The organism is Flavobacterium hydrophilum, assembly GCF_003202405.1.
Lineage (GTDB): Bacteria > Bacteroidota > Bacteroidia > Flavobacteriales > Flavobacteriaceae > Flavobacterium > Flavobacterium hydrophilum.
Window position 1 is genome coordinate 2,159,722 of the sequence record NZ_QJHL01000001.1, and the last position, 23,313, is coordinate 2,183,034.

Genomic DNA, 23,313 nt, shown 5'->3' on the forward strand with positions numbered 1-23,313 from the left:
CTTTAAATAAAAAACCACTTATTTTACCTGAATAAATAAGTGGCTTGAAAAAGAAAAAAAATATCAATCAGGATTTGCAAGTATTTTGTACAATTCGGCGTTTGAAATGTAAAATTGGTTTTCTATGCTAATTTGAGAAAGTTTAGCACTTACCAGATTATTTTCCCGTGAATTAAGGAGAAATATGGAACTTTCACCAAATGAAAATAGTTTTTCTTCAGAATTCAGCATTGTCAGATAATCTTTTACCAAATTATCAATAACACCTTTTTGCCTTTTTAAAGAAGCAATTTCGGTTTGCTGTGCTTTGATTTTATTTTTAAGTTCCAGTCGCTGCTGATCTATGTCATACTTTAAATCCTGAATTTTAAGCTTTGCTAATTTTAAGCTTCCGCGTTCCTTTCTCAAAAAAATCGGAATACTGAAATCGACATTAAACTTATAATCGTCAGTATTGAAAGAATCAAAATAGGAAGGCTCGGAAATATAATTGTAGCCCACGTTTAATTTCGGAAGCAATGAATTCGCTTTTAATTGTCTTCCAACCTCCAATATTGACATTTTGGTTTCCAAAGCCTGAATTTTAGGATGAGAATCCAGTGTTTCAACATTTACCATCATAGCATCCGTTCTCAGCGTTTCTTCCAGCGTTTTAATTAAATTTTCTTCCGGTTTAACAGTATCATCAAGTTCTACAGGAACATTTTCGATCCATAAATAATTGGACAGATACAATTTAGCTTTAGCTAATTTCAGGTTTCCGTTTTCTACGTTTAATTCACGATTTCGAACGGTGATTCCGGCTTCGACACTATCAATAGCAGGTGAGTCACCCAATTCGATCAATTTTTTCACACCCTGAAAACGTGTGCTGGCAAAGCCCAGATATCGTTTGTAGAGTTCAGCTTCATTATAGCTTTTTCTCCATTCAAAATACGCTTCACTCGCTTTATACAAAACCTCAATTGCTTTCAATTTTCTCTGTGCATCGCTTAGTTTTACCTGCAGTTTTCCTTCCCTTACATCAGCCATTCTTTGGTTGATAAACATTCCCTGACCTAAAGCAACATTAATTCCCAAAGAAGTCAAACCCGCTTCAGGAGTACGATTCTGCGGATTGTAGTATTGCCCGTCTGTCTGGTCAAAACCGGCTTTAATTTCGATTCCGTACCAGGTCGGAATTTTAAAACTGCTGTTTAACAGCGAATAATATTCAGTTCCTTTAAACTCTTTTTTATTGTAATCCACTTCAATTTTAGGATCAAAACCTCCACGGGCAAGCATCAGAGCCGCCTGAGCAGTACTAATCTCAAGATTAGCCTGCTTTACCAGTGGATGGTACTTTTTTACGTATCCTAAAAACTCACTGTAACTCAATTCTTCTTTATTAAAATCCTGACTGTATAAATTAGAAAAGCCGAATAAAAACAAGAGAGAAAACAGCGTTACAGCATATTTCAATTTATTTTTTGTCCTTACCATCCTTCGTCTCTTTTTCATCTGCCTTATAATAATTTGGAGGGAAACCATTCAGGTTTCGCCATATCTCATACCATACCGAAACGGTTTCGAGCAAAGCAATACTCTGTGCCCCTGCTCCGATACTCAGTTCTTTTGGCCATTTATAATCAGGGCTGTCAGGAGAAATAAGTACTCTGTATTTTCCGTTGTCACTGATAAAATTCTCAATAGCCACGATTCTTCCGCCATACGTTCCGTAGGATAATCCAGGCCATCCTGAAAATACAATTCTAGGCCATCCGTCAAACCACACACGCACTTTTGCACCACGATGAACCAACGGAAGATCGATAGGGTCAACATAGGTTTCTACTGCAATATCATAACTCGATGGCATAATGCTTACAATTGGAGTTCCTTCCTTAATTGTCTCCCCTAAACCTGCCAGTAAAGCACGGTTTACATACCCGCTCTGTGGCGCTGTAATATAGTATAAGCCGTTTCTAAGACTGTAATTTACATACTGATTCTGCAATTTGTTTACCTGCGCTTCGGTATCGTATTGCGTACTCAAAGCGGTAAATTTATCACTTTTTGATTTTGAAATTTTCTCAGAATACTCAGCTGTAATTCTGTTAATTTCTACTCTTGCATTTATCAGTTCGTTTTTACTGCTCAAAAGCTTGTTTTGCTGTGTTACTATGTACGCTTCAGATTCCTGAAGTTTCAGTCTTTTCTGCTCCACATCGGTAAGTGGTTTCAATCCTTCTTTATTCAATGCTGTCGAACGGTCAAATTGAGTTCTGGCGATTCTTAACTGCGTTTTTATCGCTTCAAGATCCATACTGTCGCTCTTGATTTTCAGCTGGGCCTGTTTGATTTTATTTTGAGCCTGTTGTAATTTTAATTCTCTTTCGGTATTAAGCGATTGTGCCTGAACTTCAAGAGAATTTACTTTATCTCCGTAAGATTCAACCGCCATTTTCTTGGCATCGACCTGTTGTTTCGTATTCCCAACAAGGTTTGGATCCAGATAATCTTCTTTTACCTCTGAAATAAAAACAATCGTATCCCCTTTTTTTACATAATCACCTTCCTGCACATACCATTTTTCAATTCTTCCGGCAATAGCGTTATGTACTGTTTGTGGTCTCTGATCCGGTTTTAAGGTCGTTACTGAACCGCTTCCTGAGATATTTTGTGTCCATGGCAGAAAAAGACAGGCTACACAAAAAATCAAGAAACCGATTATAACCCTGTTTAAAATTTTGTAATGCGGTCTGCGGGCAACGCTGGTAATAGATTTGTATTTGCCCGGAGTTATAAGTACATTATTATCTTTAGATATATTGAGCATGATTAAAGCTTTATGTCGTTAATAATTTTTCCGTCATCGATTGTTATCATACGGTCACATTTGTTCTTCCAGATATCGTTTTTAGAAGTTACAATTACTGTCCAGTCATTTTCTTCGGAAAGTAAAAAATCTATAATTTTACCAGAAGTCAGTTCGTCCATTTTATCAACGGGGTCTTCCAGAAATAATATATTAGGTTTGTGAACAATGCTTCGTGCCAGAAGAATTTTCTGAATATCTGAAGCTGAAAGTTCATGCCCCCCCGGATGTACCTGATGCTCCAGTCCGTCAGGAAATGTTTTAATATCAGGCGTAAGTCCAACATTATCTAAAGCCCATTTAAGATCATCATTATTAAGTGTATCATTCCCGAAAAGAATATTTTCTCTAATCGTACCGGCAAAAAGAGTATCTCCCTGTAAAAAAGTTCCGGCCTGAGCTCTGTAAGTATCCTCATTTAAACGGTTCATATAATTATCCGTCACATACATAGCACCGCTTTCGGGCTCCAGTAAACCGGACAATAAACGCAATAAAGTACTTTTTCCTGCACCGTTTGTTCCTCTCAAAATGATCTTTTCGCCCTGATTTATTTTCAGGTTGATATTTTTTAGGGATTTTTTGTTATGATCGGGATAATTGTATCCCACACTTTCCGTTTCAATATTGATTCCGGTTTCAGATACTGCTGACGTTTCGGGAATACAGGAAATTTCCATATCCGTAACTTGTCCGATTTTCTCCAAAGAAGTTAGTACATCATAAAAAGATTCCAGTCCGAAGATGATTTTTTCAACCGAATTAATCAGTAAAACAATTACAATTTCAGCTGCCACAAACTGCCCAATGTTCATTTGATGGTGAATTACCAGGAAACCACCAATAGACAATAAGGCAGCTGTAACAATTACTTTAAAAATAGTAAGCTGAATGTATTGCTTTTTCATTACCTGAAAGTGTTTTTCGCGGTAATTGACATATTTGCTTACATAGCCGTCATTTCTTTCCAGAGCGTATTCAAAACCTCCTTTTTTGCGGAAGCTGTCACGATTACGCGCAATTTCCTGAAGCCAGGCTGCCACTTTATATTTAAATTTTGATTCATTAAGACTCGTTTCAAGTCCGTCTTTGTACGAAAATTTAAAAATGATGTATAAAATAACAATAAATAAAAGACCGATTACCGTGAAGAAAGAATGGTACAAGACCAATAATATAATCCCCAGACCCACCTGTAAAAAGGCGGTACAAAAGTCCAATAGCAATTTTGCTGTACCTTTTTGTACCGTAAGGGTGTCAAAAAATCGGTTGGCTTTTTCGGGAGCATATTCAGAATACATCTCCTTAAATTTGATTAAAGGCAATTTATAAGCAAATTCAAAAGAAGAGCGCACAAAGATTCGCTGCTGCAAATTTTCTACTATCCGCAATTGTAAAATGGTCAGGATTCCTCCAAAGCCAACTCCAATTGTAACCAGAATTACCAGTACAATCCAGGAAACACTTAGCTGTCCGCTCTGGATAAAATTAATAATTGCCTGAATCCCTAAAGGCAGTGAAAGGTTCACCAATCCGGCAAAAGCAGCATAAAAAATGATTTGATATACATCGCGTTTGTCAAGATGAAGTAAATTGTAAAAACGTTTTAATGGTGTCATGAATTTATATATAAATACAAGATTAACAGATAGATACTAATATACGACAAAAAGCGTATTTAAGGATGTAAGAATTTTTCTTACTCCACAAAAAAAGATAAGTATTTATACGATAAATTCAGGAGGCGGTAAATGAATTTTACCATGAAAACCAAATGAGAATATTTGATTATCAATATAGTTTTTTCTTTTTGCACTAATTTGAAAGTACAAAACAGGTAAGGAAGCATCTAAAGGTATGAGATAATCTAATGAAGGGACTCCTTTTGCGAGTTTGGTCGTTTTAGTTTCCTTTGTTTCGTAATCATCCAATTCTTCCGGAATCCCGTCACAATTGAAAATTTTCTTTAGAATGTTGCAGGTAATTCCGGTAATCGTATTTGTTTGGGCATTATCAGCTATAATGCGCCCAAAACTATTTGATATATTAATACTGCTGATTAGAAAGTACCCGATTAGCAACGCCTGAAGGCATTTACATAAGATACTATTTTTAATTCTGCTCAACATTTTCCTGTCCTTAAAGGGGCGCAAGTTAGGACGAAATTTTATGGCCAACATTAAAATAACATTAGAATTGGGTTCTGTTCTGTTATTTTTTTCTTAATAAGATTCAAAAAAAAGCCGGAAGAAAATCTTCCGGCTATCAATATGTTAGATAAGCGTTATTCGAAATTATCTATTTTTTATCAATTTTATAGAGTCTTCCCCCATCGGTTACAGCATACAGAGCTCCGTCATTTCCCTGAGTAATATCTCTAAATCGCTGACCTTCGCTAACTAAAAGCCTTTCTTCACCAATAACTCGATTATTTTGAATCGCAAGACGTATAATGTGCTGACCACTCAACGCCCCTATAAATAAGTTATTCTCCCATTCCGGTACACGATTACCTTTATAAAATGTCATTCCACTAGGTGATACAACGGGATCCCAGTAATAAACAGGCTGTTCCATACCTTCTTTTTTCTGAATTCCTTCACCAATAGCCTGCCCCTCGTATTCTATACCGTAAGTAATTACTGGCCAGCCATAATTTTTACCAGCTACCAGACGATTGATTTCATCTCCTCCGCGTGGTCCATGTTCACTTAACCAGATTTCGCCTGTAGAAGGATGAATTGCCAATCCTTGCGGATTTCTGTGTCCGTAAGTAAATAATTCAGGTAAAGCATTTGCCTGACTAAAAACAGGATTTCCAGTTGCCGCCACGCCGTCCTTGTTTATTTTAATAACTTTCCCCAGACTTCCCACAAGTGATTGTGCCAATGGTCTGGTTTGTAAAACAGAACGTTCTCCTGTACTAACTACAAGGTTTCCTTGCTTATCAAACAGAATACGTCCACCATAATGCTTCGCACTTGAATTCGCAGGGTTTGCACGATAAATTACCGTTGCTCCTTCAATTTTTGTTTCATCTGTTGATAATTTGCCTTTGGCAACTGCAGTAACATTTCCGCCTGTTATTGCTTCAGAAAAAACCCAGTAAATCATTCGGTTAGATGCAAAATCAGGATCCAGACATAATCCTAGTAAACCTCCCTGCTCTGCTGAATTAACAGTTGGTAAACCTGTGATTTTCGCACTTACTTCACCTGTAACTTTCACGATACGCATATTTCCAGCTTTTTCTGTAACTAAAAGTCGGCCATCGGGAAGAGTTTTAACTCCCCATGGACTTACAAGCGCGGAAGTTATCACCTTTGCTTCATAACTTGTGTTCGTTTGGACACCTGTGATACGGGTTTGTCCTTCGAATGCAGGAGCATAATTTGTATTTGCATCGTTATCTTCAACCGGATCAGTTGGCGTACCCGGATTATTCGTGTTTTTATCATCGTTCGAACAGCTAAATAATGTCAATACTGCTATTGAAAGACTTAGAATATAATTAATGCTTTTCATGGAATTTTGGAATTAAAAATTAATAATATTTTTTCTAAAATAATTTGTCTTCATACTTAACTTCAAAAATTCAAAATTTTAGTCAAAAAAAATTATATAATTAATTCTTTATTTTATATAATTTCTCAAAAATTATTTTTAATCTCAAAAATTGAGAACAGTTTATTATATAAGCCTCAAATTCGAAGCTTTTAAATATAAATAAATTGTTATTGTATTATTTATTTTTATATTTGCGTTATTTTTATTTATTCTAAATAATTAAAAAATTCAGCAAATTTTAAACCTTTTGGATCCTGAAGTATCTAATGACCATCCGATACTTTTGCCAAAACTTATTTACCATTTTATGAAAAATAATCTACTTGTTTCTTTTGCTTTAGCAGTCTCTTTATTTGTAAACGCCCAGCAAAAAAATACTTTATTAGACCAGTCTTTCTGGAAAACAGCTCCCAATGTCGAAACTGTGAAGGCAGAAATAGCAAAAGGCAACAGCCCTTCCGCCTCAACAGCCAATGCTTTTGATGTAGTGGTTATGGCAATTAATAATGATGCTCCCACAGAAACAATCAAATTCTTATTAGAGCAACCGGGCAATGAAGTAAACAAACCTACTCATGATAACCGAATTTATCTTCACTGGGCTTCTGGAAAAGGAAATGTAGAAATCGTAAAATACCTTATAGCCAAAGGATCTGATGTAAATTTAGAAGACAGCCACGGCTCGTTTCCTGTAACAGCAGCAGCCAGCAGTGGCCAAAGCAATCCTGAAATTTATAATGCTTTTTTTAAAGCCGGAATAGATCCTAAGAAAAAATACCAAAATGGTGCTAACTTATTATTATTATCCATCTCATCTGACAAAGAGTTAAAAGCAGCTGAATATTTTATTACGAAAGGAATGTCTTTAAAAGATGTGGACAGCGAGGGAAATACTGCTTTTACATATGCTGCAAGATCAGGAAATATACCATTACTGAAAAAACTTCTTGAAAAAGGAGTTAAACCAAATGATAATTCGCTTTTTACTGCCGCACAAGGAAGCCGCAGAGAAAGCAACACAATCGAAACCTACAAATATCTGGTTGAAGAAGTAAAAATTAAACCAACTGCATTAAATAATTCCGGGCAAAATGTTTTACATCTTTTGGCAGGAAAACCAAATCAGACAGAAATTATCAAATATTTCATAAGCAAAGGAGCTGATCCTAACAAAGCAGACAAGGAAGGAACTACTCCTTTAATGGCTGCAGCTTCTGCAAGGGAAACCTCTGCTTTGGAACTTTTCCTTTCTACTACAAAAAACGTAAATCTTCAAAATTTGAAAGGCGAATCTGCATTGACAAATGCAATAAAATACGGTAGTCCTGAAGTTGTAAGCTTACTTTTAGCTAAAGCCGATGTCAATGTAAAAGACAAAGACGGTAACAATTTAGGTGTTTATCTTGTTCAGTCGTATCGTCCGCAAATCATGGGACGCGGTCAGGAAGGAGCAAATGCAAAACAAGATCCTTTTGCTGCTAAAGTGAAATTGTTACAGGATAAAGGACTAAACTTAGCCACTCCTCAAAAAGACGGAAACACGTTATACCATGTAGCCATTATCAAAAATGATTTAAGCTTACTCAAAAAAATTGCTGATTTAAACATCGATATCAATGCCAAAAACAAAGACGGATTAACGGCTCTGCATAAAGCTGCAATGATCTCTAAAGATGATGCAATCCTGAAATACCTTTTATCAATCGGTGCTAAAAAAGAAATTATCACCGAATTTGACGAGAGTGCTTATGCTTTAGCAAAAGAAAATGAGTCACTTACAAAAAGTAATATTTCAGTTGAATTTTTAAAGTAAACACTCATTCAATTCCAATTTTTAAATTCCAATTCCAATAAAATAAATCAATTTCAAATGAAATCTATAATTAAAACTGCTCTTACGGGCGCCCTTATATGCCTTGTTTCTTTTAATATAAACGCACAGTCCTCAAAATACAAATGCATGCTTCAAATGTCAAACTATATGGGCGAAGGAGCATACATAGTAGTATCACTAATCAATGCTAAAGGAGAGTATGAAAAAACGCTTTATGTGATGGGAGATGATAAAAAATGGTACAGCAGCCTCAAAGAATGGAATAAATTTCATGCCAAAAAAGGAGATGATATTAGTGCCAAGACGGGAGCATCAGTTACTGGTGGTGACCGCAGCATCACTACCATAGAAATTGAAGATTCTAAAATTAATAAAGGTTACAAATTACGTTTTGAATCGGCTGTTGAAGATCAGAAATACTATGTAAACGATCTTGAAATTCCACTTACAGCAGCAGGAATTGCTGAAAAAACAGAAGGCAAAGGATACATTAGATACGTAAGACTGAACAAAATATAATACGATTACATTTTTAGAATACAAGCAATGACTCTTTCTTTCTGGCGCTACGCACATCTGGCTCTGGCCTTATTTTCTTCTGTTTTTTTAATTTTGGCTTCGGTAACCGGAATCATTCTGGCAGTCGATGCGGCACAGGAAAAAACTTTGCCGTACAAAACAGCCAATTTCGATCAGATAACTTTAGGAGAAACACTGCCAGTAATAAGAAAAGTGTACCCGGAAATTACGGAGCTTAGTATCGATTATAATCAGTTTGTTACTTTGCAGGCAATCGATGAGGACGGAAATGATATCAATGCCTATATTGATCCTAAAACCGGTAAAACTTTAGGAACACCGGTTAAAAAAAACGAATTTATTCAATGGATTACAGGTTTTCACCGCTCTTTGTTTCTTCATGAAGCAGGACGATTTTTTGTGGGCGTAATCTCTTTTTGCTTAGTATTAATATCAATTTCGGGTTTTGTGCTTGTCTTAAAAAGACAGCGCGGAATCCGAAATTTCTTTTCTAAAGTTATCAAGGAATATTTTGCCCAGTACTATCATGTCGTTTTAGGGCGACTGGCTTTAATTCCGATTTTGATTATTGCAGTAACAGGAACTTATTTGTCACTGGAAAGATTTAACTTTTTTATGGGTGATGAAAAAGCCAAACCTGTAAAAACAGCACTTTCGGCTGAAGCAAAAAAAACTTCCATCTTTGAAAACACACTCCTTTCTGACGTAAAAAAAATCGAATTCCCTTTTACGGATGATCCCGAAGAATATTACATTATCGAATTAAAAGACCGCGAGATTGAAGTCAATCAGGTTACCGGAGCCGTTATTTCACAAAAATATTCTCCTGTTACCGTTCAGTTATCAGCGTTGAGTCTTGATCTTCATACGGGAAGAATAAATGCGGTCTGGGCTATCATTTTGGCTTTAGCCTGTATCAATATCCTTTTCTTTATTTATTCCGGATTTGCAATTACTTTAAAACGAAGATCCAGCCGTATAAAAAACAAATACAAAGTCCACGAAAGCAGTATCATTCTTTTAGTTGGTTCTGAAAATGGAAGCACTTTCAGGTTTGCCAATGCAATTCTGAAGCAATTAACAGATCAGGGACACAAAGCTTTTATATCCGAATTAAACCGCTTTTCTGCTTATCCGAAAGCTGAGCATATTATTATCTTTTCTTCGACGCATGGTTTAGGAGATGCCCCTTCAAACGGAACTCAGTTTAAATCGCTTTTGCACAAGCAGCACCAACAACAGAAAATCAATTTTTCCGTAGTGGGCTTTGGTTCAGAATCCTATCCTGATTTTTGCCAATTTGGAATTGAAATCGATCACCTTTTAGAAAATCAAAACTGGACAGAACGTTTTCTTGAATTACAGACTGTCAATGATAAATCGGCTGTTGAGTTTGTAAACTGGGTTAAATTGTGGAGTAAAAAAACAGGAATCCAGCTGGCAACAACTCCATCTTTATACAACCATGTTCCAAAAGGACTACAAAAGCTAATGGTGTTAGACAAAACAGCAATTTCTGAAACTGAGCATACTTTTATTATCACCTTACGTGCCAATATGCGTGCGAAATTCAGTTCAGGAGATTTACTCGCTATTTATCCCGCGAACGATTCCCGTGAACGCCTCTATTCTATTGGAAATCATTCAGGAAACATACAATTGGTTGTTAAACTGCATCCTCACGGATTAGGTTCGGGATTTTTGAATAATCTTGAAGCCGGAAATACCATTAAAGCCCGAATCATAAACAATAAAGCTTTTCACTTTCCGACAAAAGCTCCAAAAGTGGCTCTGATTTCCAACGGAACCGGGATTGCTCCTTTTCTTGGAATGATCGAGCAAAACAAGAAAAAAACAGAAACCCATTTATACTGCGGTTTTAAAATGGAAACCGAAACCGTTTCAGGTTATAAAAAGTTTTCATCTGAAATGATTCAGAAACATAAACTTACGAGTTTTCATCTCGCACTTTCGCGTGAAGCGGAACATATCTATGTGATGGATTTGATAAAACGTGATGCCTCTTTTTTTGTTGGTTTATTACAGCAAGGCGGCGTTATCATGATTTGTGGTTCGCTTGCCATGCAAAAAGATGTGGAAGCAATTCTGCACGAATTATGTCTGGAAAGAAATATCAAAAATCTTTATGATTATAAGAAAAACGGACAGTTACTAACTGATTGTTATTAATATTTTTATACCAAATGAAATCATCGCATTATAAAATATTATTTCTTTTTATATTTATTTCAAGTCTTTCGGGGCATTCGCAAGTGTTGCGTAAAAGAACGACTTTGCTAATGGGTGGACGATTTGATATTAGCATTGTTGCAAATGATTCCTTGACTGCTGAGCAAAATATAAACGAGGTAATTGCAGAAATCAGTCGTATCGAAAGCCTGATTTCAGATTGGAAACCTGATTCACAGGTTTCTGAAGTAAATCAAAATGCTGGAATCAAACCCATAAAAGTGGATCGGGAAGTTTTTGAACTGACGCAAAGAGCTATTCGATTTTCTGAAATTACCAATGGTGGTTTTGATATTAGTTTTGCTGCCTTAGACCGTGTTTGGAAATTTGACGGATCGATGACCGAAATGCCTTCGGCGGAAGCCATAAAAAAATCGGTAGCCAAAGTTGGTTATAAAAATATCATTTTAGATAGTGTAAACTCAACCATTTTTCTGAAATTAAAAGGAATGAAAATTGGCTTTGGCGCTCTGGGAGAAGGATACGCAACGGATAAATGCCGAAGCATGATGCTCGCAAAAGGCATAAAAGCCGGAATCATAAACGGATCGGGCGATATGAGTACCTGGGGAAAACAGCCCAACGGACAAGACTGGAAAATCGGAATTACGAATCCCTTTAAACCTGAAAAATTGTTAGCAGTTGTTCCTTTGAATGAGGGTGCTGTAACCACATCAGGCAATTATGAAAAATATGTTGTTTTTAACGGCAAACGATATTCTCACATTATAAATCCTGCAACGGGCTATCCTGCAACTGGTTTATGCAGTGTTACTGTTTTTGGTCCCAATGCCGAAACTGCCAACGGATTAAGTACTTCGATAATGGTTTTAGGAAAGGATGATGGTTTGTTTTTACTTCAAAAATTCCCTGAATACAGCTGTTTAATGATTACGGATAATGGAAAAGTAATAAAATCTAAAAATTTTAAGATTTCTAAACTCAAAGCTAAATTGTAATGTTACTTTGGTTTAATATAGACCACCTTAAAATTTAAATCAATGGTCTAAATTTGCTTTGATTACTGCTAACTATAGTATTTTCCAATAACCTTATTGATCATATTTTCAGCAAGCAAAAATTGATCTTCCTTCCAAACCGTTTTATCATAATTCCTTAATTGATGAATCTTTTGATTTAATTTTCTAAGTAGATCAAGACTTGGTTGACGTATGTTTTCTACATACATTATATCTTGAATAATCCAATCAGCATCTTCCAATTCTAATAATAAATATTGACTAAAAAAGATGTCATAAATATCAACAATTTTTATAATCCTTTCATTGTCATAATTTAGAAGAGTACAACAAAATTGATAGCGTTCATAATCCTTAAAATCATTAAGTTCCTTGATAAAAATTTTCCATTCACTTTCGTTAAAAGTATCTAAAACTTTATGAATTAACTCATCTCCACAATGATACCAAAAGTCTCCGTCGATATGCTCATTTTCATTTATAATCTTTTTTATAGCTTTGATTTTATCTTCTAACTTCATTTTCTAACCCATTTTTTTTCTATAATAGTTTTATCGTTAATATCTTCTATTCGAAGACTCACGTGCCAGAACCTCCGTATTCAAAAAAGTAATTTCTTTAACCTCATCACTTTTAGAAGATTTCAGGTTTTTAATAATAATTTCGGCAGCAGCCTTACCCATTTTTTCTGCAGGATGTGTTATAGTTGATAAAGTTGGGTCAATAATTTGAGAAATTGGATCATTATTAAAACCAATAACTGCCACATCATCCGGAACTTTAATGCCTCTCTTTTTAGCGGTCTGAACGGCACTTACGGCAATAATATCTCCAGCTGCAAATATACCATCCGGAATTGGCTTCAAATCAAACAATTTATTGCTCGCCTTTACTCCGTCTTCATACGTAACTGATTTTAAATTGACGATCAGTTCTTCATCCACAGGCAAATTATGATCTTTTAAAGCTTCAACATAACCTCTTCTTCTTTCATTATATAAATTACCAAATTCAGATCCTGCAGTCAAATGCGCGATTCGGAGACACCCCTGCTCTATAAGATGTTTGGTAGCTTTATAACCTGCAGAATAATTATCGATAATGACCCTGAAAGTATTGAAATCCTTAGGAACCCTGTCGACAAAAACAAGCGGAATATTATTGTTTGAAAACTGAAGAAAATGCGAAGTATCCCTGGTTTCCATAGCCAATGAACAAATAACACCGCTTACCCTATTACTATACAAGGACTTAGCCATATTTATTTCTTCTTCCGAAGAGTCATGAGACTGCATAATGATTACTGTATAACCCGACTTTTGAGCGGCAATTTCGATACCGCTAATTAAAGATGATAAGAAAGGCTGGGTAACTGTCGGAATTAAAACACCTATGGTTTTTGTTTTGTTTCCACGTAAACCTGCTGCTAAAGTGTTTGGCACAAACCCCATTTCTTCAGCTGCTTTCTTTACTTTTTTTATGGTTTTATCGCTAATGGTGTGATGATCCTGTAAAGCCCTGGAAATTGTTGAAGTTGCTAAATTTAATTTTTCAGCAATATCGTATATCGTTACATATTTTTTTTCTTCCATGAAATAACTAATAATAGCTGTAAATATAGCTATTTTCTATCTAAAGTAATCTTTCAGAAAACCAAAGAAATAAAACAATAATATTGTCCTTTAGCCTGAAGTTTTTTTATATATTTCCGATTAAAACTATTGAAAACCACTAAATAAAAACATACTAACATGACCAGATTTCTTTATAAACTATCAAACAGAAACTTCAAAAACATAATAACTGCCGTATTTGTTTCTCTATTTTCTGCTGCCGTATTTGCGCAGACAGAAGACAGAGCGTGGAATGGTAAAAAATGTGCCGTCGTATTGACTTATGATGATGCCTTAAATATTCATCTTGACAAGGTTATTCCGATGCTTGATTCGTATCAGTTTAAAGGTACTTTTTATCTGATAGGCTCTTCGCCTGTTGTTTCTAATAGAATTCCAGAATGGAGAGCCGCTGCAAAAAAAGGACATGAACTTGGTAACCATACTTTGATCCATCCATGTGACGGAAATTTACCCGGAAGAGAATTTGTAACATCAGAAACTGATTTGTCCCACTATACGGTTGCCAGAGCAGTCAATGAAATTAGGATTACGAATACTTTGCTAAAAGCTATTGACGGAAAAAATGAACGTACTTTTGCTTACCCTTGCGGAGATTTCACCATTAAAGATACTTTGTATTACAATTCTTTAAAGAGTGATTTTGTTGCTGCAAGAGGAGTTACACCCGGTTATTTAAACAAAAAAGAAGTTGATTTTTCTAATGTAAATTCCTTTTTTGAAAACGGAAGTTCAGCAGAACAAATGATCGCTCAGGTGGAAGAAGCGGAAAAAAAAGGCTCTTTTATTGTTTTTCTGTTTCACGGTGTAGGCGGTGAACATCCTCTGAATGTCGATTTACAAGAACACCGAAAATTACTGGAATATCTAAAGAAAAGAAAAAAAGATATTTGGGTGGCACCAATGGTGGATGTGGCTAAATATATTAAGCAAAATTATAAGTAATTATTTCGTCAATAATTCTTTTACCAGTTCATTTAGCTTATTGCCATGGATATTTTTAGCCAGGATAATTCCGTTTTTATCTACTAAAACATTGAATGGCAATGCTTGTACCATATAATCTACGGCTGCTGCAGAGCTCCAGTATTTTAAGTCGCTTACCTGTGTCCACGGAAGTTTTTGTTTTGTTATCACTCCTGTCCAGGAAGGTTTTTTGGTATCTAGTGAAACTCCGTAAATATCTAATTTCCCCGGATATGTATTATATAATTTTAATAATTCAGGCTGTTCCTTAATGCATGGACCACACCATGAAGCCCAAAAGTCAACTAATACCAGTCCTCCTCTTAACGAAGAAAGTGCTACCTTTTCCCCTTTTGTATCCGGAAGATCAATTTCGGGAGCGATATCTCCCACTTCAAGACCTACAACCTGTGCTTTAACGGCAATCACAGAAAAAAACAACAATACGGCAACAAATAATTTCTTCATATTTAATACTCAATTTATAGAATTCTGATTTATTTTCTCAGACAAATATAAATAACAACGCTTAACTTTTTAAATAAAAATGAGCATTATTCTATTGTAAAAATAACCGTCACTTTATTTGGAAGTCATACATTTTATTAATTACTTTGCAACTCAAAGTACTTTAAAAAACATTTAAACATAACAAATATGATTAACACATACCGTTATGTTTTATATTTCAATAATTACTTTGAATTTCAAAGAACTTTTTAAAAATAAAAACATGAAAGATCAGATTATTGAAAAAATGTACGAATACACAAAAATACCGTATCAAAAATATTTTAAACGAAATAAACCCTGGGAAGTTGACAAGGCAACACTTTTGAATTATCCCGAAGGCACTTTAGGAAATGGTTTAGGAAACTTTCTTTCAAAAAATCATTTTGATATGCAGCCTAAATTAGAAGATCATGATATCATTCATGTTCTGACCAATACCGGAATTTCAGTTACTGACGAAATTGGGATGCAATATTACCTTTTGGGAAACGGAAAGAGAAGTTTGTATCTGTTTTTAGTAATCCTTTCAGGTACTCCCTTCTATCCTAAACAAATCAAGTATTTTATTGAGCAATACAGAAGAGGCAAAAAAGCACATCCCTTTTATTACCTGAATTTTTCGAACATGCTTTCAGTACCCGTTAAAAAGATTCAACACATTTTTAATATTTAAACTTATGGAAATTATTATTCCAAACTTTTTTTAATAATAAAGAAAAGTAAGAATACATTCATCTAAAATAGTTTTTGCAACAATTAATTTAATGCTGTTTTAATCATTATAATATTCAATTTTTCGCTCTATTATGTGATCTGTAACATTCTTTATAGAATATATTTTTTTTATCCAGTTGTTAAAATCATCATTTACAATATCAATATTTATTGTATAAATACTTTCCTTGTCATTTTGATAAGTTGTCCATTTTGTAACAATCCTTTTAGAATTTATAAATTTATTGTAGTAACTATCAATTTCATTTTTATTATTATATCTATAATGTAAGTTTGAAATGGAATCTTTTAAAATATTTATGATCCTTTTTTGTTTTAGCTTGTTATTCTCATATTTTTCAATAATTTCTACATTCGAAATTTTGTTTTTTATTTTTTTCATAACCTCTTTACGAGAGTATTTTTGTTGAATTTTTATTACAATGGTTGTATCTTTGTTGTTTTTATACTCATAAAAAGTTTTTCTTTCTGGATAGAAAGATAATTGATATGAGCCATTTGATTTGTCGGATACCATTGTTTCATCAGTATTATCTTCCGGATTAAAGTATAAATCTTCAATAATTTGATTGCGATTATTGTATTTATAAAGTCTATATTCTTGCAAAGTGTCATTTATATAGTGTTCATGTCTAACGACTAAATTCTTACTAAAAAAATTAATAAACTTAACTTTATATTTTTTATTTTGATTTATTATTGTAGAATCAGGAAATTCACTTTTTTTATTAAAATATTGATTAGTAACATTAGTCATTTCATGACCTTCTTTTTTGGAAATACTTTTTATTCTTTCTAAATTATCAAATTCAACGATTCGCCAGTTATCGTAAAGTAAATTATTATTGTCTTTTAGCAATTTTATTTTTCCTTCTTTAGAAAAATCAATTTCAGATATAGCTTTAACTGTATCTATAGTTTCATTTTTCTTATGTAAATAAAAGTTTTTTATTGTAATCTTTTTTACAGAACCTTTAAAATCAATTTCTTTTGGTATTATTTCTAGTTTATTGATTTCATTAATTTGAGAAAAAAGCAATTCAGCATATAATAGTAAAAAAACAAAGAGTAGTTTTTTCATAATATTTTAGTTTTTTAACCATGTCAAATATCTGCCTAGGCATTTGCGTCAAAAAGTATTTATTACAATGGTTTAGGTTTATTTTTTGTTCATGAGCGGGACGCTCGGGCCTGCTTAGGATAGTATATACTTAAATATATTATTCATACACGGGACAGCTATTAATACAAATCACTTCATATAATACAACATTTCCTTTTATTTTTTCAGTAAAATCTATTATATAAAAGACTTTCAAAGGTGAAAATAATTCACATACAATTTCATCATAATTATATTTCTCTAAATAGCAAATTTTAATAATTTCTCTTTTATGTTTTCTCAAGAATAGCTTATCTACTTTTCTTACTTCAGAAACAACATTAGCCTCTTTTTTTTCCCAGTTTATGAATTTCCAATGTTCAAAATTAAGTCTAATCAGAGTTTTTTTTAAGCTAAAAGAATATAACCTTTCATCAAAATTTTGAGGTGCATTACGAGTTTGTATCGAATGTTTTTTTTCATTCTTTTTTCCCTTAAATTCAATATAAATAGTATCTAATTTTTTTAGATATTCAAATTCTTGGCTGCGGGCAGTTATAGATACAAAAAGAATTGTAAGTGTATATAAAATAGTTTTCATAACTTTATTTTTTATCAAGCCATGTTTTACCTGCTTTTACATATCTATCCCAAAAGTCAAATTTGTCCGACGGATATGGATATTCTTTTATAAAACCATTAGTATCTTCCAATCCTTTTAAGCTAATACTTTTATAGTATTCATCCCAATCCCATGAAGTAGATGTTAAAGGAGTGATAGTAGGATGCATTGTTAAATTCTCTACTTCACTTCTTCCACTTTCAGTAGTCACTGAATCCCTAATTTCAGAAAGCACTTTTTGCATTGTAGGAATCATTTTATTTACCATAAAATCATGTTGTTGATCTGCAGAAGGGTATGCTTCATTTAATGTTTTTATAAAATCCATACCAACAGAGGGATTATTTTTTTTGATAAAGAGAAATGCATGAATACATTCGTGTAAAATGGTTTTGGCATTTTCTATTGTAATTTGGCTTTTTAGGGTTCCGGCAATAAATATCTGTTTACTGAGCTTGATCTTAATATCATTTGAACCAGGTACACCAATAGTTATTCCATTTACTTCTTCTTTGGTAGGATCATCATCCTTGTATACATGCTCTGCAATCTCAAATTTAACATTATGTTTTTCATTGTTCTCAAAAATAGCTAAGAAAAGATTTTTAAATTCAGGGGAATTCGATAAAGCTTTATATACCTCTATAAATTTCTTGGATTCTGTTAGTGTAGGTTTATCTAAAATAGTGCTTAAATCAACATTGAAAGGTGATTTTTGAGAATATTTAAAATTTTCAATCGAATTTCGGACCTGTTTTGTGGTTGTAAACTGTCCATTTTCCATACTTATAAGCATTTCTACCACAAAGGCTTTATTGACAGGGGTTGAAGTTTCTTCATTCAAAAAATCCAGTAACATTTTGCCGTAGGTTACATTCTGTTCTATAGTATACTTTAGCAAAGGACCGATAGTAAAGTCAGTTTTAAAATGTTTTTGTAAACCAAATATTACACCTGACCCAGATGGTGTATAAGAAGTTGCAGATCCTGATCCTCCACTCCATGTCGTTTTTGTACCTGTGCCATATGAACCGCCACCAGTAGGGCCTCCTGAACAATTGCATGACGTCACTACATCCGGATGGTCACATCCGCTGCTGGCATGTGTTGTATGGCAGGTACAATCGCTAACTGAGGTTACACAATAACATTCAATTTCTGTTGTTTTTGATGTTATATTCTTTTTTTGATACATGTTGAAGGGGTGTGCAGTATACTTTAAAGTACCGTCATCCTTTCCTTCTATGATTACTAATTTGACATCAACATGGGTTGGTGTTATTTCTAATGATAATCTATGTAAATAATTAAACTGATCCTCTGAAATTATGTACAAAGGAATAGTGTAAGCAGCTTCATTTTTATCATTTTTTACGGCATAGACGTTTTTAAGATCAAAATAATAATCAGTTTTTCCGCTTTTCGCTTTTAAATTAGAAACAGGATTACTTTCAATGAATAAAGCCAGTTCAGGATTTCTGTTTTTCAGTTGTGTGAGTACTTCATCAATTTCAACTTTTTGAGTATAAGTTGTACTTTTACTTTTTGATTCACCAGCGATTTCTTCATTTACTCCACAGGAGTTCAAAATAAAAACAAAAAATAACAGGCAATATAATTTTTTCATGTTTAAGAATTTATTAACAACAAAAATAGCACAAAACATTACATATTAAAATTTTAATTAAAGAAAAACTTTATTTTAATGTTATTATAAGCTAGTTGAAAAGTGTATGTCAATTATCGAAACAAATTCTTCTGGTGCAGCGTTTTGCGTGAGGGATAGCAACCGGAAAGCCCACAGCCCAACGAAGGAAGTGCGAGGACTTGCAGTGGATAGCCCGACCCTTGGGGCACGCCAAAAAAAACAGCTTAAAATAAAAGTAATGAACTTAAACCATAAGCTGTTTTAATTATATGTTTATAGAGCCAAAAACTTCTTTAAAATATACTTAATAGAAATAAGCGAAATCAGAATTTTAGAAAATGTCACTCATTGCTTTAAACTGCAAGCTTTTAGATATTTTAAAGAAAATCAATTACCCCCCGGCAAAACAATCCCACCCTGATCTATCAAATAAAGCAAAGTTGTCATAGTAGCCGCACCAAGTTCCAGTTCTCTTTTGTTGATGGCGTCAAACTTATCATTTGCAGCGTGATGGTAATCAAAATAGCGCTGCGAATCCGGTTTTAATCCTGCTTTTACAATCGCTTTAGAGGTTAAATGACCAATATCTGAACCCGCATGTCCAATTGTAAAACTATGTACCAGATAAGGCTCGAAAAAGTCTTTGAATCCCTGAATTTTCTTCAAATTAGCATCGTCTGCTTCTATTGAGAAACCTCTTGGTGTAAATCCGCCTGAGTCGCTTTCTAAAGCAAAAATATGGTTTTCATTCTTTTGCTTTGAAACTTCTTCGTATTTGGCTCCGCCTTTTCCGCCATTTTCTTCGTTCATAAATAAAACAACACGAATTGTATTTTTTGGTTTGTAATTGAAACTTTTAAGAATACGAACCACTTCCATGCTTTGTACCACACCTGCTCCATCATCGTGAGATCCGTCTGCCAAATCCCAGGAATCCAAATGACCACCCACAACCATAATATTTTCAGGAGTTACTGTTCCTGTCAATTCTCCAATAACGTTGTACGACAATACATCCGGCAATGTTTCACATGATTGTTTGAAATAAAATCGTAATGCAGGATTGCTTTTTAAAGTAGCACTCAAAAGTTCAGCTCCATTTGTGCTGATGGCTGCTGTTGGGATATATTGCTCTTTTGGCAAATCACCATAACTTTGAGCTCCTGTATGCGGAAAATCATCTAAACGCAAGTTCATTGAACGAACAATGGTCCCTACAGCTCCCAGTTTAGCAGCTTCTTTTGCTCCGGCAAATCGCTGATCAACACAGGCTCCGTATGATTTGAAGGTTTCAATATTTTCAGGATTCATTGGCCTGTTAAAAAACACAATTTTTCCTTTTACTTTATCTCCTAATGTTTTTAACTCTTCAATGCCCTGCACTTCTATCACTTCTGCGGTTAGTCCTCCTTTTGGGGTTGCAACAGAACCGCCCAAAGCACAAATTGGTACTGTGGTTTTTACTTTTCCGTCTAAGATAGAAGCAGTTTCTTTTTCGCCACGTACCCAATGCGGCACCATAACTTCTTGGAGATACACTTTATCAAGTCCTAAACTTTCTAATTGGGCTTTTGTATAATTAATGGCCAGCTGGGCATTTTGAGAACCTGATAAACGAGCTCCGATATCGTTGGACAAATACTCTAACCATGTATAACATTTAGAATCGGTCAGCGCTTTTTTATAGAATAATTTAATGTTTTTTTCATCATTTGACTGTGCGAATGAAGTCAGTCCGTTTAAAACTAACACTGCTAAAAAAAATGTTTTTTTCATTGGTTATAAAGTATTTGGGGTTCCTTTTTTGGTTTTACAAAAGAACAAAATTCTTTATAACTCTTACTGTTTTCGTATACCTTTTTCTACAAATAAGAAAAAATAATTGTTATTTACACCAGTTGAAACTGTTGATTATAGTTAAACCGTGTATTGTCTTTATTATTTTTATTTTTTTAATGTTCATAAAAAAGCAAAATATTATCCTTTAGCCCCGATTAAAGTGGAAATCCTTTTGCTTTTTTCTTTAAAAAGCAAAAGATTGCAACGGAAAGCGGGACGATGCTTACTGAAAAAAACTAATCATTCTGCTTCAAAAATTTCTAATCGAGTTCAGACTATAAATAATTATTTTACTTCGATAATCTTATTTTTTACGCTAATTCCGTTTTCGTTGAATGCTTCAATTGTAAAATAATATTTCGTGCTTTTATCCAAACCTCTAAAATCATACGAACTATCACCATAAACCATAATGCTGTTGTACAGCTTATCCGGAGTAATTCCGTAATAAATATGATAGCCGATTGCATCATTTTGTTTTTTCCATGAAATTATAGCATTCCGTGAATCGGCTTTATTTCTGTTTACTTTAAAAGAAGAAACTGCTTTTGGTTTTTCTAATAATCCATTACCAAAAACCCTGAAATCTGAAATTGCGAACAAACCTGAAGCATTGTGAATGTTTTCCATTTTTATATAACGCGCCTTAATTGATTTTGTGAGTTCAAGATAATCGTGAGGAGCATCTTTATCATTTTTAGATTTATCGACAACTAAAGTCCAGTTTACAGCATCATCCGACATGAAAATTTTATATTGGTAATAAATATCCATTGCTTTATTGAACTGCGTTGCTTTATGATCTGCATAATTAATCTGCAAAGCCTTTATTTCCATTGATCTTCCCAAATCCATTTGGATCCATTCGCCCGGATTATTGCTTTTAGCAGCCCAATACGTCTGGATATTTTCATCGGTTAAATTATCAGCGCCATAACAAAATTTCTCATACACTTTTTTACCTCCGTTATCCATTCGGTGTGTTTCAATTTCCATACATTCTTCCGAGGATGATACTGTAACCGGTTTTTTATAAGATAACAACATCCAGCCTGATGAAGCTCCTTTTTCATGATTGCGAAGTTTTGTTGGCAACATAATTGGAAAATCACCATAAGAAGTGTTTGAATACATTACATCGTCTTTATCAAATCCGGCAGGAAACATATCAATGCGACGCTCAAAACGGTCTTTTATGGAGATTTTGCACGTTCCGGTGTTCCAGTAATTTCCATAATTGTCTGCAAAAGTATTTCCGTGTCCGGCACCAATTACAAATCCGCCCGGTTTATACGACATTGGATTGTGTTTTTGATAGGTAAATGGGCCCAACGGATTATTACCTACGTGAACGCCATTTGCATAGCCTTTGAATTCGGTTGCAGGAGCTCCGTATTGCATATAATATTTTCCGTTGTGTTTGGTCATCCATGCTCCCTCGATAAAATTTCCCCAAGGCGCAGGCTCCATATCATTGTTTGGTCCAAAACGCTCCCAGCCATGAGCAGAAGGATTTAGAATCGCTACTTCTTTAATCTGACCATACGGTTTTTGAATATCTTCAACTTCGGTCGCTTTGTATAATGTTGCATAATCTGCCTGATTGCCTTTTGGAAGCCAGGTGTTGTAATCGACCTCAACACCCACAAGGGGCAGTTTTCCGCTTGAACCGTAATACATATAGACTTTTTTGTCATCGTCCTGAAAAATCGCAGGATCCCAGGTAGGAAGCATTGCTTTATCAACATGGCGTGTCCATCTGCCTGATTTTGGGTCTGCTGTTTTCCAGATGGGATGATCTCTTTTCCATGTTGAACCTACGTAAAATAAAGTGTCATTTACGACCCAGGCTGCCGGAGCACACTGATCATCATCGCCCGGCTGTCTTTGGAAACTTCCGTAAACAAAATTCCAGTCGGACATATCTTTACTCCAAAATAAACCCGCCTGATTTGTCGCAAATAAATAATATTCGCCTTTGTATGTAATAATTACCGGATCAGCACTGGAACGACGGGATTCGGGAATTCCGTTGTGATTGTATGTCGTATAGTTATAACCTATACTAATTGGATTACAATACGTTGTTGCAGGTGTGGCAGGATCAAACCATTCTGTTTTACCACCTGCATCTTGCGCCAAAATAATATTATTGAACATAATCAAAAACAATAAAATTAGCCGTCTCAGTTCTTTGTATCTATTTTTCATGATTTAATTTGCATT

The 23,313-nt window shown here is 34.3% G+C and carries 19 protein-coding genes; 6 read left to right on the forward strand and 13 right to left on the reverse strand.

Annotated features, from left to right (window positions below; genetic code table 11):
• Positions 1–63 precede the first annotated feature (63 nt).
• From DMB68_RS08310 to DMB68_RS08330, 5 genes are all read right to left on the reverse strand, one after another.
• On the reverse strand, positions 64–1,500 hold the full coding sequence (locus DMB68_RS08310; RefSeq protein ID WP_231131612.1) for a TolC family protein: 1,437 nt from the start codon (positions 1,498–1,500) through the stop codon (positions 64–66).
• A complete protein-coding gene (locus DMB68_RS08315) occupies positions 1,463–2,818 on the reverse strand; it encodes an HlyD family secretion protein (RefSeq protein ID WP_110346139.1) in 1,356 nt (451 codons plus the stop codon). Before DMB68_RS08315 ends, DMB68_RS08310 begins: the two co-directional genes overlap by 38 nt.
• A gap of 2 nt (positions 2,819–2,820) precedes the next feature.
• On the reverse strand, positions 2,821–4,476 hold the full coding sequence (locus tag DMB68_RS08320) for a peptidase domain-containing ABC transporter (RefSeq protein ID WP_110346140.1): 1,656 nt from the start codon (positions 4,474–4,476) through the stop codon (positions 2,821–2,823).
• Positions 4,477–4,581: 105 nt separating this feature from the next.
• Positions 4,582–4,986 carry a hypothetical protein gene (locus tag DMB68_RS08325; protein WP_110346141.1) on the reverse strand — a complete coding sequence of 135 codons (405 nt, stop codon included), beginning with the start codon at positions 4,984–4,986 and terminating at the stop codon, positions 4,582–4,584.
• 169 nt (positions 4,987–5,155) lie between these two features.
• The gene (locus tag DMB68_RS08330; protein ID WP_110346142.1) at positions 5,156–6,382 is read right to left on the reverse strand and encodes a PQQ-dependent sugar dehydrogenase; all 1,227 of its coding nucleotides are present in this window, start codon (positions 6,380–6,382) and stop codon (positions 5,156–5,158) included.
• A gap of 349 nt (positions 6,383–6,731) precedes the next feature.
• Here DMB68_RS08330 and DMB68_RS08335 point away from each other — a divergent pair, with 349 nt between their 5' ends.
• Genes DMB68_RS08335 through DMB68_RS08350 form a run of 4 tightly spaced genes read left to right on the forward strand, consistent with a single transcriptional unit; the run spans position 6,732 to position 12,007 of the window.
• Positions 6,732–8,237: an ankyrin repeat domain-containing protein gene (locus DMB68_RS08335; protein ID WP_110346143.1), complete on the forward strand. Its 1,506-nt coding sequence runs from the start codon at positions 6,732–6,734 to the stop codon at positions 8,235–8,237.
• Positions 8,238–8,294: 57 nt separating this feature from the next.
• Positions 8,295–8,777, forward strand: coding sequence for a DUF2271 domain-containing protein (locus DMB68_RS08340; RefSeq protein WP_110346144.1), 483 nt, complete (start codon positions 8,295–8,297; stop codon positions 8,775–8,777).
• A 27-nt stretch (positions 8,778–8,804) separates the two neighbouring features.
• Positions 8,805–10,988 carry a PepSY domain-containing protein gene (locus DMB68_RS08345; protein WP_110346145.1) on the forward strand — a complete coding sequence of 728 codons (2,184 nt, stop codon included), beginning with the start codon at positions 8,805–8,807 and terminating at the stop codon, positions 10,986–10,988.
• A 14-nt stretch (positions 10,989–11,002) separates the two neighbouring features.
• The gene (locus DMB68_RS08350) at positions 11,003–12,007 is read left to right on the forward strand and encodes an FAD:protein FMN transferase (RefSeq protein ID WP_110346146.1); all 1,005 of its coding nucleotides are present in this window, start codon (positions 11,003–11,005) and stop codon (positions 12,005–12,007) included.
• A gap of 68 nt (positions 12,008–12,075) precedes the next feature.
• On the opposite strand, the gene DMB68_RS08355 is transcribed toward DMB68_RS08350, so the two are convergent.
• Together DMB68_RS08355 and DMB68_RS08360 are read right to left on the reverse strand one after the other, a co-directional pair.
• The gene (locus DMB68_RS08355) at positions 12,076–12,549 is read right to left on the reverse strand and encodes a hypothetical protein (protein ID WP_110346147.1); all 474 of its coding nucleotides are present in this window, start codon (positions 12,547–12,549) and stop codon (positions 12,076–12,078) included.
• A gap of 36 nt (positions 12,550–12,585) precedes the next feature.
• Positions 12,586–13,620 carry a LacI family DNA-binding transcriptional regulator gene (locus tag DMB68_RS08360; protein WP_110346148.1) on the reverse strand — a complete coding sequence of 345 codons (1,035 nt, stop codon included), beginning with the start codon at positions 13,618–13,620 and terminating at the stop codon, positions 12,586–12,588.
• Between the two features lie 159 nt (positions 13,621–13,779).
• Between DMB68_RS08360 and DMB68_RS08365 the strand changes: the two genes are divergently transcribed.
• On the forward strand, positions 13,780–14,607 hold the full coding sequence (locus DMB68_RS08365; RefSeq protein WP_110346149.1) for a polysaccharide deacetylase family protein: 828 nt from the start codon (positions 13,780–13,782) through the stop codon (positions 14,605–14,607).
• Here DMB68_RS08365 and DMB68_RS08370 read toward each other — a convergent pair whose 3' ends face one another.
• Positions 14,608–15,096 carry a TlpA family protein disulfide reductase gene (locus DMB68_RS08370; protein WP_110346150.1) on the reverse strand — a complete coding sequence of 163 codons (489 nt, stop codon included), beginning with the start codon at positions 15,094–15,096 and terminating at the stop codon, positions 14,608–14,610.
• A gap of 265 nt (positions 15,097–15,361) precedes the next feature.
• Here DMB68_RS08370 and DMB68_RS08375 point away from each other — a divergent pair, with 265 nt between their 5' ends.
• Positions 15,362–15,814: a hypothetical protein gene (locus DMB68_RS08375; protein ID WP_110346396.1), complete on the forward strand. Its 453-nt coding sequence runs from the start codon at positions 15,362–15,364 to the stop codon at positions 15,812–15,814.
• Between the two features lie 99 nt (positions 15,815–15,913).
• Here DMB68_RS08375 and DMB68_RS08380 read toward each other — a convergent pair whose 3' ends face one another.
• The 5 genes from DMB68_RS08380 to DMB68_RS08410 form a co-directional block, all read right to left on the reverse strand.
• Entirely contained in the window at positions 15,914–16,957 is a 1,044-nt protein-coding gene (locus tag DMB68_RS08380) for a hypothetical protein (protein ID WP_110346151.1), read from the reverse strand.
• Between the two features lie 139 nt (positions 16,958–17,096).
• Positions 17,097–17,579, reverse strand: a complete 483-nt coding sequence (locus DMB68_RS08385; protein ID WP_124019409.1) for a hypothetical protein — start codon at positions 17,577–17,579, stop codon at positions 17,097–17,099.
• A gap of 4 nt (positions 17,580–17,583) precedes the next feature.
• Entirely contained in the window at positions 17,584–19,227 is a 1,644-nt protein-coding gene (locus DMB68_RS08390; protein ID WP_110346153.1) for a hypothetical protein, read from the reverse strand.
• A 408-nt stretch (positions 19,228–19,635) separates the two neighbouring features.
• On the reverse strand, positions 19,636–21,024 hold the full coding sequence (locus DMB68_RS08400; RefSeq protein WP_110346155.1) for a M20/M25/M40 family metallo-hydrolase: 1,389 nt from the start codon (positions 21,022–21,024) through the stop codon (positions 19,636–19,638).
• A gap of 348 nt (positions 21,025–21,372) precedes the next feature.
• A complete protein-coding gene (locus tag DMB68_RS08410) occupies positions 21,373–23,298 on the reverse strand; it encodes a family 43 glycosylhydrolase (protein WP_110346157.1) in 1,926 nt (641 codons plus the stop codon).
• Positions 23,299–23,313 lie beyond the last annotated feature (15 nt).